Origin of the sequence: Mesorhizobium robiniae (assembly GCF_040545535.1) — a bacterium.
Classification (GTDB): Bacteria; Pseudomonadota; Alphaproteobacteria; order Rhizobiales; family Rhizobiaceae; genus Mesorhizobium; species Mesorhizobium robiniae.
In genome coordinates, this window is record NZ_JBEPMC010000012.1 from 26915 (window position 1) to 39116 (window position 12202).

A 12202-nucleotide genomic window follows, 5' to 3' on the forward strand; every position below is an offset into this window, starting at 1 on the left:
ACAACTCTTGGCGCCATCGCTAGTTCGGAGGCTATTGATCCTGCATGCGTGATTTTCAGCTCCCCGGACGGTCGCCGGTTCGTGCGACGGAAGCGATGGCCGCGACATCGCACCCGCTGGCGACATTGGCGGCGGTCGAGATGCTGCGGTCCGGCGGCAACGCAATGGACGCAGCCGTGTGCGCGGCGGCAGTGCAGGCAGTCGTCGAGCCGCAATCAACCGGCATCGGCGGCGACTGTTTCGTCCTCTACTGTCCTAATGGCCAAGGCGAGGTTCTGGCCTTCAACGGCTCGGGCCGCGCACCTGCCGCAGCGACGGCTGAGTGGTATCTGGACAGGGGGCATGACGCGCTGCCTGAGTCCGGCCCGCATGCGGTCACCGTGCCGGGCGCCATCGACGCCTGGTGCCGGCTGCTCGAGGATCACGGCAGAAAGGGCATCGACGCCGCGCTCGCGCCCGCCATACGCTACGCCGAACAGGGCTATGTCGTCCAAGACCGCGTCGCCTTCGACTGGGCCGAAAGTGCTGCCCTGCTGGCCGCCGACGAACATGCGGCGCGGATTTTTCTGCCGGATGGAAAGGCGCCGCTGGCCGGCGAGTTGCACCGGCAGCCGCAATTGGCCGACACGCTACGCATCGTTTCGCGCCGTGGCCGTGCCGGCTTTTATGAAGGTGAGGTCGCCGACGACATGGTGTCGCGTCTGCGCGCGCTTGGCGGGCTGCATGCGCTTGAGGATTTCGCGGCGACGAAGGGCGATTATGTCAGGCCCGTCGGCACGTCCTATCGGGGTTACGACATCCACCAGATGCCGCCGAACAACCAGGGGCTGACGGCACTGATCATGCTGAATGTGCTGTCGGGCTTTTCGCTCGGCTCGCTGGAACCGAATGGCGCCGAGCGCCTTCACCTCGAGATCGAGGCGGGGCGGCTTGCCTATCAGGACCGCGACAATTTCATCGGCGACCAGAATCACGTCCATGTTCCCGTGGAGCAGTTGTTGTCCAGCTCCCATGCGGACCGGCTGCGTGCCGCCATCGATCCGGCGCGCGCGATGACGCATCTGCCTCGCCTTGAGCTTCAGCCAAGCGATACCGTCTACATCTCCGTGGTCGATCGCGACCGCAACGCGGTCAGCTTCATCAACTCGACCTTTCATTCGTTCGGCAGCGGGGTGGTCGGCCCCAGGACCGGCGTCGTCCTGCAGAATCGCGGCAGCAGCTTCCGTTTGGCGGCAGACCACCCAAACTGCATCGCCCCGGGAAAACGCCCCATGCACACCATCATGCCGGGGATGGTGACAGCCAACGGCCGGGCGGTTATGCCGTTCGGGGTGATGGGCGGCGGCTACCAGCCGTTCGGCCATGTTCACCTGCTCACCAACATGATCGATTTCGGCATGGATCCGCAGGAGGCGCTGGATGCGCCACGAGTGTTTTACAGGCAGGACACAGTAGAGGCGGAGCGCGGCGTTCCGGCCGATGCGATCGCCGGCCTGCGCGAGCGGGGCCACCAAGTGTCCATCGCGACCGAGCCACATGGCGGCGGCCAGCTGGTGCTGATCGACTGGGACAAGGGCACGCTTACCGGCGCGTCCGATCCACGCAAGGATGGTTGCGCGCTGGGCTATTGACGATCTGCTGCGCCCTGCACGCTGGTCCTGTTCAGTTTTGGCGCTGCCGCCACCAGCGCCTTGCCGATCGCTGACTGCGGGGCACCGATGACCGCACGGGCGTCGCCGCTCTCGGCGACTTGGCCGGCATCGAGGATGACGACACGGTGAGCGATGGCGCCGATGACGCCAAGATCGTGCGAAATGAACAGATAGGCGATACGTTCCTCGTGCTGCAGGTCGAGCAGCAATTGCAGGATCTGTCGGCGCACCGATACGTCGAGCGCGGACACTGCCTCGTCGAGCACGATCAGCGACGGCTTTGTGGCGATGGCGCGGGCAATCGCGACGCGCTGGCGCTGGCCACCCGAGATCTCGTGGATGGCGCGGCTGGCGAGATCAGCGCCTAGGCCGACACGGTCCAGCAAAGCAGCGATGCGGTGCGGACGCTCGGTGGGGGATGCTATGCCATGGATGCGCAGAGGGTCGTCAAGCACGCGCGCTACGGTGGCGCGCGGGTTGAAGGCGGCGAGCGGGTCCTGGAACACCATTTGCAGACGCGCGCGCCGCGCGCGCAAGGTAGCGCCGTTCAGGGACAGGAAATCGCCGCCTTCGAACTCGATACGACCGGCGTCCGGTTCGATCAGCCGCAGCAGCAGCCGCGCGATCGTCGACTTGCCGCTGCCGGAAGGCCCGGCCAATGCCAGCGTCTCGCCGGACCTGATGTGAAAGGAAACGTCGTCGACGGCGGCGATCGTCTTGCCGCCGCGACGATATCGTTTGGTCAGGCCGGAAACGGCCAGCAATGGACGGCTCACCCCGACGCTCCTGCCTGCTGCAGCAGCGGTTCGGCGTCGAGGCCGAGATGGGCGTCGAGCAGCGCTCTCGTGTAGGCGTGGCGTGGCCTAGCGATGATCTGCGCCGTTGCACCGAGTTCGACCAGCTCGCCGTGCCGGAACACGGCGATGCGCTGGGCCAACTCGGCTGCCAAGGCGATGTCGTGGCTGACGAACAGCAGCGTCATGCCGTCCTCGGCCACCAATTGCCGTATCAGCGCAACGATCTCGGCCTGCACGATGGTGTCGAGCGCGCTGGTCGCCTCATCGGCGATCAGCAGTTTCGGACTTGCCGCAATCGCTGCGGCAATCGCCACGCGCTGCTTCTGGCCGCCGGAAAGCTGGTGCGGATAGGCGCGCAAAGCGGCGTCCGGGTCGGGCAGGCGGACGCGTTCAAGCAGGGTTTTTGCCCTGGCATAGGATTGCGACCAAGTAAGGCCGAGATGCGTGCGCGCGACCTCCGCGATTTGCTCGCCGACTGCCATCACCGGATCGAGGCTGGCCGATGGGTCCTGGAAGATGAAGCCAATGTCGCGGCCACCGAGGGGACTGTGGTCGCGAAGACTGGCAGGTTGGCGATCCGTCGCGCCCCCCTCTGTCCTGCCGGACATCTCCCCCACTTGGGGGGAGATTGCGCTGTCATTTCCGCTTTTGCCAATCTCCAAGGCTGCAGGGGGAGTGCCGGCGACGGAATTGCCGATCTCCCCCCGTGTGGGGGAGATGTCCGGCAGGACAGAGGGGGGCGCGAAGGAATGAGGCGATCGAAGGTTCGGTAACTTCCACTCGATGCGACCCTCAACCTTGGAAGATCCCGGCAGCAGGCCGGCGACGGCAAGCGCCAGCGTGCTCTTGCCCGAACCGCTCTCGCCGATGATGGCGAGGCGCTCGCCGGCGGCGACATCCAAGCTGACATGGTTCAGCGCCGCCACCTCGCTGCCATCGCGGCGGTAGGTCACCGTCAAATCGCGGATCGAAAGCAGTGCCGTCACGACAGGCTCCTTCTCACTGCTGTCGTTTCGACGACGCCTTCGCCGGCGAGATAGACGCCGAGCACGGTCAGCACGAGCGCTACGCCCGGAATGATCGACAGGAAGGGCGCTGTGCGTAGGACTGCGCGGCCTTCGGCGATCATGCCGCCCCACGTTACGCGGTTCGGGTCGCCGAGGCCGAGAAACGAAAGGGCCGCCTCGGTGAGGATCGCGGCGGCGACGATCACAGACGACAATGCCAGTACCGGTGGCAATGCGTTGGGCAGCACTTCGCGAAAGGCGATCTCCAGCGGATGCATGCCGATGACGCGGGCGCCGGCGACAAAATCGCGCTCGCGGATCGACAGCACTTCTGCACGGGCGACACGTGCCGGTCCGGTCCATGCGCCGAGTGCTATCGCCGCGATGACGACACCGAGCGATGGGCCGACGACGCTGACGAAGGCCAGCGCCAGCAGGAAGCTCGGCACGGTCTGGAGGGCGTCGGTGATGCGCATCAGCACTTCGTCGACGCCGCCGCCGGCAAAGCCGGCCAGCGTGCCGACTATCGCGCCGACGGCAAGGGCTGCGGCTGCCGCCGCCAGCCCGACCGCCAGCGATGTACGGGCTCCGTGGAAAAGTTCGGCCAGCACGTCGCGGCCGAGCCGGTCGGTGCCGAGCGGCAGCGACCAGTCCTGAAAGGGCGGCAGCAATGCCGGCCCGGCAATCGCCTGCGGATCGCCGGGAAAGAATAGCGACGCCGACAGCGCCATGGCGAACAGCGCCGCCAGGACGATCGCGCCGGCGACCGCTTCCGGCGTGCGAAAAAAGCGGCGAAGCGGGTTCACGCGCTCGCCTCGCTGGCGCCGACACGCGGATCGAGGAAGGCGTAAGCGACATCGACGAGAAGGTTGATGACGATGACCAGAACGGCGCTGACGAGAATGATGCCGAGCAGCAGCGGCGTATCACGCGCCGCCACCGCTTCCTGTGCCAGCCGGCCAAGGCCGGGCACCGAAAAGACGCTTTCGATGACGACGCTGCCGCCGAGCATCTGCGCCGATTGCAGTCCGAGCATGGTGACCAGCGGCAACAGCGCGTTGCGGGCGACGTGAGCGAGCACGATGCGGCGGCGGGACAGGCCCTTGGCTCGAGCGGCGAGGACAAAATCCTGCCGCCAGACCTCGGCCATGCCGGCGCGCATCATGCGCAGATAGAGTGCGAGGTAGATAAATCCGAGCGCGGACACCGGCAGGATGAGATGGCGGGCGATATCCACCGCGCGGTCGAGGCCGGTCTTGGCCGAGGCGAGGCTCTCGATGCCGCCGATCGGAAACCAGCGCAGGTCGACGGCAAAGACGATGATCAGCACCAGCCCGAGCCAGAAGCCCGGTACGGCATAGAGCGCGAGCGAGCCGATCGACAGGAAGCGGTCGCGAAAGCTGCCGGGCCTGGCGCCGGCATAGATGCCGAGCGCCGAGCCGAAACCGAAGGAGAGCGCGGTGGCGCTGCCCATCAAAAGCAGGGTGTTGGGCAGGCGTTCGAGGATCACCTCGCGGATCGGCCTGGAGAAAGTCACCGACTGGCCGAGGTCGAGATGCAGCAGTGCCCAGAGATAGTTCGCCAGCCGCGTCAGCGCCGACTGGTCGAGGCCCCAACGATGGCGCAGCAATTCGATCATGCCGGCGTCGCCGCCGGTCGAGGCGATATAGGCGTCGACCGCATCGCCAGGCGCGGCTTCCAGCAAAAGGAAGGTGCCGATGACGACAATCAGCAGCACGAAGATGCTGCCGACGAGGCGGCGGCGAAGGAGGGTGAGGGCGCGGGTCATGGCGCACCGACATTGGCAGGTGGGCCAATTCTTCTGCGTTGTGTTCTACGGCGCCCCCCTCTGTCCTGCCGGACATCTCCCCCACTTGGGGGGAGATCGGCGGTCATTGTCGTTTTCGCCAATCTCCAGTGTTGCAAAGCTGCCTTTAACGCCGAAGCTGCCAATCTCCCCCCTTGTGGGGGAGATGTCCGGTAGGACAGAGGGGGGCGCCGTAGAACTCTCATCACCGAAGCTGAGCACCCGGATACACCATGTGCAAGTCTGGAGCGAACCTTGCTAAGCCTCCAGCCAGGTGTCCGCCCAGTTCGACACCGCCCAGCGCGGGTTGTTGGCGACATTCCCTACCGTGTCTCTGATAACGCTGATGAAGCTCCATTCGGCGACGTTGATCAGCGGCAGGTCGGCGGCGACCTTTTTCTGAAACTCCTTGTAGAGTTCGGTGCGGGCCGATGTGTCGAGAGTCTCGGATGCCTTGGCGATGAGGGCATCGAGTTCATCGTTCTTGTAGCCGCCCTGGTTGGAGAACGGCACGCCGTCGGGAATACCGCTTTGCACCAGGATGGTGGTCGAGATCGCAGGGTCGCCGCGGAACACCGGTGGTCCGACGGCAAGATCGAAGGCGTGGTCGGTGTAGACGGCCTTGATGTGCGCGGCGGAGTCGTTGTTGACCAGCTGGGCGTCAATGCCGATGGCGGCGAGCGCCTGGCGCAGATAGTCGCCGAACTGCTTGGTCTCGTTGAAATAGGGCGCCGGCAGCAGCTTCAGTGAAAAGCGTTTGCCGTCGTCACCCCTGATGTAGCCGGCTTCGTCGAGCAAGGTGTTGGCCTTGGCCACGTCGAAGGCATAGGTCGGCACGTCGGCCGTATAGAATTGCGGATCGTTCTTCGGCACCGGGCCGGTGGCTGTGGCAGCGTAGCCGAGGAACACTGTCTTGACGACGAAATCCTTGTCGATGGCGTGGGCGATCGCCTGGCGCACCTTCAGGTCGGCCAGTTCCTTGCGGCGATGGTTGATCTCGACGACGAGCTGATAGGTCAGCCCCTCATAACCCTTGGTGATCACCTTGAGGCCAGGCACTTTGGAGATGCGGTCGAGATCGGCCAGAGGCACGGCGGAAAAGGCGGCGAGCTGGATCTCTTCCGCCTCGAGCGCGCTTGCCGCCGAAGTGCGGTCGGGCAGCACCTGATAGATGATCTCGTCGAGGTAAGGCTGGTCCTTGCCCCAGTAGCCGGTATTCTTCTCCAGCCGGTAGTATTCGCCAGGTTTATGTTCGGCGAATTTGAAGGGGCCGGTGCCGACAGGCGCATTGTTGGCCGGGTTTTCTTCGATCTTACCTGTTTCGTAGATGTGCTTGGGCACGACGCTGCTCAGCGCCGGCAAGGCGTTGCGGATCAGCTGGAATGGTGTCGGCTTGGCGAATTTGAACACGGCGGTCAGTTCGTCGGGCGTATCGACCGCCTCAAGGTCTTTGAACACGGTACGGCCGAGATTCTGCAGCGGCTTCCATATCTGCAGCGCCGAGAACGCGACGTCGGCGGAGGTGAAAGGTTTGCCGTCATGCCATTTGACGCCTTCGCGCAATTTGAATGTCACCGACAGGCCGTCGGCGGCGCCCTCCCAGTCTGTCGCCAAGCGTGGGTCGAGCCCGCCCTTGCCGTCGAAGGACGCCTCGGCGAGCGTTTCGACGATCTTGCTCGAGATGAAGAACACGCCGTTGGAAGCCACCATCGCCGGGTTGAGGTTGCGCGGCTCGGAATCGGCGGCGACGACCAGCCGCCCGCCTTTCCTGGGCGTCTGCGCCAGACCAATGGTCGGCAGCGCCGTCGAGGCCAGAAGCAATGCCGAACCGGCAAGCACGGTGCGTCTGGAAATCGTGAACTCTGACATGATCGAACTCCGTCCCTCTCAGCCACCCGCCGGGCAGGCCACCCTCGGACGCCAGGCGGCATCCTTGCAAGGGTGATTATGAGCTTCGCCAAGGGTTTCGCCAGAGACGGATTAGGCGCATCCTTATGTGGCTTTGAAAATTTCGTCCGCTGGACCAGTTAGAGGGAAGCGGCTCATTCGGGCTGATCTGGTAGGACCAGATTAGGTTAAGCCTCGCAATATACGAGGACGAAGTATGCTGGAATGGCCGTTCCACCTGTTTCTGGCTGGACCAGGCTGGGCAAAATAGTGCAGATTTGATTGACAGCCAGAATATCATGACCAAGACAGCTGGCGATGCGACCGGCCGGCCAGGGAATTCAGGGAGAGAGAAAGATGAACGTCGCCCCGGGCAAGAATGCCATCAGCACCATCCCGTTCGATCATGCCAGGGTCGATCGGCTGATGGAGGAGGCCGGCATCGATGTGCTGCTCGCCACCTCCAAGCACAACACGCAATATCTGCTTGGCGGCTACAAGTTCATCTTCTTCGCCGCCATGGATGCGATCGGCCACAGCCGCTATTTGCCTGTTGTCGTCTACGAGAAGGGTGGGCCTGAGCATGCCGCCTATATCGGCAACCGCATGGAGGGCGGCGAGCACCAGAACAACCCGTTCTGGACGCCGACCTTGCACGCCGCCTGCTGGGGCACGCTCGACGCCGCCAACCTTGCGGTCGAGCACCTGACGAAAATCGGCAAGGGCAACGCCCGCATCGGCATAGAGCCGGCTTTCCTGCCGTCGGACGCCTACACCCTGATCCGCAAGGCGTTGCCCGACGCCAAGCTGATCGATGCGACTGATATGCTGGAGCGCATGCGTGCCATCAAAACCGAAGCGGAGCTGGAGAAGCTGCGCGTCGCGTCCGAACTGATCACCGATTCCATGCTGGCAACCATTGCCTGGGCACGCGAAGGCACGACCAAGGCCGAGATCATCGAGCAGCTCAGGCGCGAGGAGACCAATCGCGGCGCGCATTTCGAATATTGCCTGTTGACGCTCGGCGCCAGCCATAACCGTGCCGGCTCACCACAGGCGTGGAAAAAGGGCGAGGTGATGTCGATCGATTCCGGCGGCAATTATCACGGCTATATCGGTGACCTCTGTCGCATGGGCATCTTAGGCGAACCGGACGCTGAACTGGAGGATTTGCTGGCCGAGGTCGAGACGGTGCAGCAGGCCGCTTTTTCCAAGGTCAGGGCGGGCACTCTTGGCGGCGATATGATCTCCTATGCCGAGGGCGTGCTGAAGAAATCCAAGGTCGCACCGTACACCGATTTCTTCGCCCACGGCATGGGACTGATCACCCACGAAGCGCCCTTCCTGATGACCAACCATCCCGTGACCTATGAAGGCACTTACGCCGAAAAGCCGCTGGAGAAAAACATGGTGCTCTCGGTCGAGACGACGATGCTTCACCCGACGCGCGGCTTCATCAAGCTGGAGGACACGGTGGCCGTCACAGACGCCGGCTACGTCATGTTCGGCGACCGGGGCAGGGGTTGGAACAGAGGTGGGGTGGCTTAGCCACCACCCGGCGGCAGCAGCCTGAAATCAGGCAATTCCCGCAGCGCCAGCTCCGGCCCGGCTGGCGAATAGACGACGAAGAGCTGCATCGGCGCGTCGCCGGTGTTCAGCGTCGAATGGAAGCGGCTTTCCGGTACATAGATGGTGCAACCGGGCCCGACCTTCGCAACGACCGGATTGCCCTCGTCGTCTTCGACCATCTGCTCGCCATTGCCCGAGATGACGAAGATGATCTCTTCCGCACCCGGATGGTTGTGGCGCGTGTGGCCCTTGCCGGAGGGCAGGTCGACGACGCCGCCGGAGAAGCGTGTCGCGCCGTTCACCTCGGGCGCAACTGTCAGCGAGAGCTTGCCCCAGTCGAAGCCGAAGGCGCTGACGTCCTTCGGATAGACAAACATCTTGCTCTTGTCAGTCATCGTCTCATCCCTTCTTTTTCTTCGCAGTCGTTTTGGCACCAAGCGTCACAGCCTTGAAATCCGCGGTCTGCCTGGCGATCGCCGCTTCCGCCGGGAGCCGTTCCATGGAGCTCGCGCCATAGAAGCCATGCAGGCCCTTGCAGCGCTCGAGGATGTAGCGGGCGTCGTCCGGCATCGAGATCGGCCCGCCATGGCAAAGCAGGATGACGTCCTTGCGCACGACGCGCGCCGCTTCAGCGATGGCGTCGATCTCCTTGACGCAGTCGTCCAGTGACTTGGCCGACGTCGCGCCGATCGAGCCGCCTGTCGTCACGCCCATATGGGCGACGACGATGTCGGCGCCAGCCTTGGTCATGGCGCGTGCCTCATCGGGATTGAACACATAGGGGGTGGTCAGGAGGTCAAGCTCGTGTGCGGCGGCGATCATGTCGACTTCGAGCCCGAAGCCCATGCCGGTTTCTTCAAAACTCTGCCGCATCTGGCCGTCGAACAGGCCGATTGTCGGAAAGTTCTGCACGCCGGAAAAGCCCATCGTTTTCAGTTCGGCCAGCAGCAGCGGCATGATGACGAAGGGATCGGTGCCGTTGACGCCGGCCAGAACCGGCGTCTTCTTCACCACCGGCAGCACCTCATAGGCCATTTCCTTGACAATCTCGTTGGCGTTGCCATAGGCGAGCAGGCCGGCGGCCGAGCCGCGCCCGGCCATGCGATAGCGGCCGGAATTGTAGATGATGATCAGGTCGATGCCACCGGCCTCTTCGGCCTTGGCAGATAGGCCGGTGCCGGCGCCGCCGCCGACGATCGGCACGCCGCCGGCAATCATCTTGCGGAACTTTTCCAGGATCTTCTTGCGCGGTATGGCGGCCATGTCTTTTTCTCTCACTGTATGGGGATGTCGAGAAAGGCCGCTGTTGCAGCCTCGGCGAATTCCGGATCGTTGATGTGCAGCGGCAGGCGCGTCACGCGTCGCGTGTCATCAGGCAGGATCGTGCGCTCGATGGCCTCGAAGAGTGCTGCATCGGCTTCAGGGTCGAAGAAGGCGCCGCCTTCGATATCGAGTGCCGAGACGCCCTTTTCGGGAATGAGGAACCGGACCGGTCCCTCGCAGAGGCTCAGCCTTGTGCCAATCCATTCGCCGATCTTGCGGCTTTCCTCAGGTGTCGTGCGCATCAGCGTCACATTCGGATTGTGCTCATAAAACAGCCGTCCGTTGTAGCGTTCCGGAATGGTCGGCGGCGCCCAGAAATTCACCATATCGAGCGCCCCGACCGAGCCAACATAAGGCAGCCCAGTGCGAGCGATCGCGCCGAAGCGGTCTTCGGTTGCCGGCAGCACGCCACCGAACAAGAGGTCGCAGACCTCGGTCGTGGTGATGTCGATGACGCCGGACAGCAAGCCGCTATCGGCCAGCTTTTCCATGGTGCGGCCGCCGGTGCCGGTGGCGTGGAAGACCAGGCAGTCGTAAGTCGAGCGAAGCTGCTCGGCGATGGAAGTCACACATGGCGTGGTGACGCCGAACATGGTGAGGCCGATCGACGGCTTGCCGTCGGGCGGCGGCGCCGGCTTTGCCGCCATGCCTGATATCGCCTGGGCCGCATTGTGCAGCACGACACGCGAAAGCCGGTTCAGGCCGGCCATGTCTGTCACCGACGGCATCATGACGATGTCGGAGACATCGACGTAAGGCGCGGTGTCGCCCGAGGCGAGCGTCGAGACCATGATCTTGGGCAGGCCTAGCGGCAGAGCGCGCATGCCTGATGTAATGATCGACGTGCCGCCGCCACCGCCGATGCCGATCACACCTGATATGTCGGTACGCGATTGGACGAAGCGGGTAAAGGCGATGGCCATTGCCGCCACCGCGGTGCCGCGGTCGTCGATGCCCAACACGGCACTGCTGCCACCGGGATGGTGACCGGCGACCTCGTCGGCCGGGACATCGACCGGTACCGTCGGGCTGCGTGTCCCGACGTCGACGCTGGCGACAGCAGCACCGGTGACAGCGACCGCATCGGCCAGAAAAGCCAGCTCCTCACCTTTGGTGTCGGCGGTGCCCACCACATAGACGCGCTTCATTGCGTTTCCCCGATCCCTGGGCGCGCTCGGCGTTGCCGCCTGCCGCTCTTTTGCCCGGCCGTTCGGCAGCGCGAAGGGCCATTGCAATTTTTTGAGACGCGCGTATCGTATTGACATGAATGTCTCACGTCAACAAGCGGCAGTGTCCGACGACGCCGGCTCTCAAGCGGCGCGCGGACCGCGGGCGCGCACAAGGCGGTTGATGCTGGAGACGGCGACAAGGCTGATGCAGGCAGGCGCCACGCCCTCGGTCAGCGAGGTCGCCGAAGCCGCGGAAGTCTCGCGCGCCACCGCCTATCGGTATTTTCCCAGCCAGGCGGCGTTGGTGCAAGCGGTGGTCAACGAAGGCCTCGGGCCGATCCTCACCTGGAAATCAGCCTCAACCGACCCCGAGCGCCGCGTCGTCGAACTGTTCGATACGGCTATGCCGCGTATCGAGGCCTTCGAGGCGACGTTCAAGGCAGCACTGAAGTTGTCGCTCGACCAGTGGGCGCGCCGGCAGGCGGGCACGCTGGGCGGCGAGCCGGCCTTCACGCGCGGCCATCGCGTCGATCTGCTCAAGGACGCGATCGCACCGCTCAAGGATCGGCTGCCGCCGCGCGAATTCAAGCGCCTGGCGCAGGCCCTGTCGCTGATCTTCGGCGTTGAAGTGCTCATCGTGCTGAAGGATATATGGGGGCTGGACAGCCGCAGGATGATGTCGGTCGCGCAATGGGCAGCCGGGGCCCTGGTGCGAGCTGCAGTAGTGGAATCGATAGCCGGAGGGGACAGAAGCGCGCCGACGACAGCCACGAAATAGTGTCGATCTGGTTCGACCAGATGGGGATGCCGATTACTGACAATAGCCGTGGTGCCGTAGCCCGTACAAGGCTCTTGCGTATCAAGGAGTAGGAAAATTTAAGGAAAACAGGCAGATGTCGCTGGAATTCGCTTGTTTGAGTGTCTGTCATCGTCCAAGAAAGAGCTTGACGTGCGTCTGGAATTGGTAATACCAGATCAAGGCAATAAAGCG

The 12202-nt window shown here is 63.9% G+C and carries 11 protein-coding genes; 3 read left to right on the top strand and 8 right to left on the bottom strand.

The window, feature by feature from the left end:
- Positions 1-44 precede the first annotated feature (44 nt).
- The gene (gene ggt / locus ABID19_RS27225) at positions 45-1631 is read left to right on the top strand and encodes a gamma-glutamyltransferase (protein WP_354493998.1); all 1587 of its coding nucleotides are present in this window, start codon (positions 45-47) and stop codon (positions 1629-1631) included.
- Here ggt and ABID19_RS27230 read toward each other — a convergent pair.
- The 5 genes from ABID19_RS27230 to ABID19_RS27250 form a co-directional block, all read right to left on the bottom strand.
- Positions 1625-2428: an ABC transporter ATP-binding protein gene (locus tag ABID19_RS27230; RefSeq protein ID WP_354493999.1), complete on the bottom strand. Its 804-nt coding sequence runs from the start codon at positions 2426-2428 to the stop codon at positions 1625-1627. The two genes, ggt and ABID19_RS27230, sit on opposite strands and share 7 nt — an antisense overlap.
- Positions 2425-3435, bottom strand: a complete 1011-nt coding sequence (locus tag ABID19_RS27235; protein ID WP_354494000.1) for an ABC transporter ATP-binding protein — start codon at positions 3433-3435, stop codon at positions 2425-2427. Before ABID19_RS27235 ends, ABID19_RS27230 begins: the two co-directional genes overlap by 4 nt.
- Complete coding sequence (locus tag ABID19_RS27240; protein ID WP_354494001.1) at positions 3432-4262, bottom strand: ABC transporter permease; 831 nt, start codon at positions 4260-4262, stop codon at positions 3432-3434. The genes ABID19_RS27235 and ABID19_RS27240 overlap by 4 nt, the downstream gene beginning before the upstream one ends.
- Positions 4259-5245: an ABC transporter permease gene (locus tag ABID19_RS27245; protein ID WP_354494002.1), complete on the bottom strand. Its 987-nt coding sequence runs from the start codon at positions 5243-5245 to the stop codon at positions 4259-4261. Before ABID19_RS27245 ends, ABID19_RS27240 begins: the two co-directional genes overlap by 4 nt.
- 276 nt (positions 5246-5521) lie before the next feature.
- Positions 5522-7132, bottom strand: coding sequence for an ABC transporter substrate-binding protein (locus tag ABID19_RS27250; RefSeq protein ID WP_354494003.1), 1611 nt, complete (start codon positions 7130-7132; stop codon positions 5522-5524).
- A 375-nt stretch (positions 7133-7507) separates the two neighbouring features.
- On the opposite strand from ABID19_RS27250, the gene ABID19_RS27255 reads away from it, so the two are divergent.
- Positions 7508-8698, top strand: a complete 1191-nt coding sequence (locus tag ABID19_RS27255; RefSeq protein ID WP_354494004.1) for a Xaa-Pro peptidase family protein — start codon at positions 7508-7510, stop codon at positions 8696-8698.
- Here ABID19_RS27255 and ABID19_RS27260 read toward each other — a convergent pair.
- From ABID19_RS27260 to ABID19_RS27270, 3 genes are read right to left on the bottom strand one after another with little or no spacing between them, the layout of a single operon-like run.
- Positions 8695-9114 carry a cupin domain-containing protein gene (locus ABID19_RS27260; RefSeq protein WP_354494005.1) on the bottom strand — a complete coding sequence of 140 codons (420 nt, stop codon included), beginning with the start codon at positions 9112-9114 and terminating at the stop codon, positions 8695-8697. The genes ABID19_RS27255 and ABID19_RS27260 overlap by 4 nt on opposite strands.
- 4 nt (positions 9115-9118) lie before the next feature.
- A complete protein-coding gene (locus tag ABID19_RS27265) occupies positions 9119-9982 on the bottom strand; it encodes a phosphoenolpyruvate hydrolase family protein (protein WP_292224048.1) in 864 nt (287 codons plus the stop codon).
- Between the two features lie 11 nt (positions 9983-9993).
- Positions 9994-11190 carry a Tm-1-like ATP-binding domain-containing protein gene (locus ABID19_RS27270; RefSeq protein WP_354494006.1) on the bottom strand — a complete coding sequence of 399 codons (1197 nt, stop codon included), beginning with the start codon at positions 11188-11190 and terminating at the stop codon, positions 9994-9996.
- A gap of 115 nt (positions 11191-11305) precedes the next feature.
- Between ABID19_RS27270 and ABID19_RS27275 the strand changes: the two genes are divergently transcribed.
- Positions 11306-11989, top strand: coding sequence for a TetR/AcrR family transcriptional regulator (locus tag ABID19_RS27275; RefSeq protein WP_354494007.1), 684 nt, complete (start codon positions 11306-11308; stop codon positions 11987-11989).
- Positions 11990-12202: the final 213 nt, after the last annotated feature.

Excerpts from the sequence above, each read along its gene's own strand:
- ABID19_RS27265 (WP_292224048.1), bottom strand. The coding sequence starts at position 9,982 with ATGGCCGCCATACCGCGCAAGAAGATCCTGGAAAAGTTCCGCAAGATG.
- ABID19_RS27250 (WP_354494003.1), bottom strand. The coding sequence starts at position 7,132 with ATGTCAGAGTTCACGATTTCCAGACGCACCGTGCTTGCCGGTTCGGCA.
- ABID19_RS27270 (WP_354494006.1), bottom strand. The coding sequence starts at position 11,190 with ATGAAGCGCGTCTATGTGGTGGGCACCGCCGACACCAAAGGTGAGGAG.
- ABID19_RS27245 (WP_354494002.1), bottom strand. The coding sequence starts at position 5,245 with ATGACCCGCGCCCTCACCCTCCTTCGCCGCCGCCTCGTCGGCAGCATC.
- ggt (WP_354493998.1), top strand. The coding sequence starts at position 45 with ATGCGTGATTTTCAGCTCCCCGGACGGTCGCCGGTTCGTGCGACGGAA.
- ABID19_RS27275 (WP_354494007.1), top strand. The coding sequence starts at position 11,306 with ATGAATGTCTCACGTCAACAAGCGGCAGTGTCCGACGACGCCGGCTCT.
- ABID19_RS27260 (WP_354494005.1), bottom strand. The coding sequence starts at position 9,114 with ATGACTGACAAGAGCAAGATGTTTGTCTATCCGAAGGACGTCAGCGCC.
- ABID19_RS27255 (WP_354494004.1), top strand. The coding sequence starts at position 7,508 with ATGAACGTCGCCCCGGGCAAGAATGCCATCAGCACCATCCCGTTCGAT.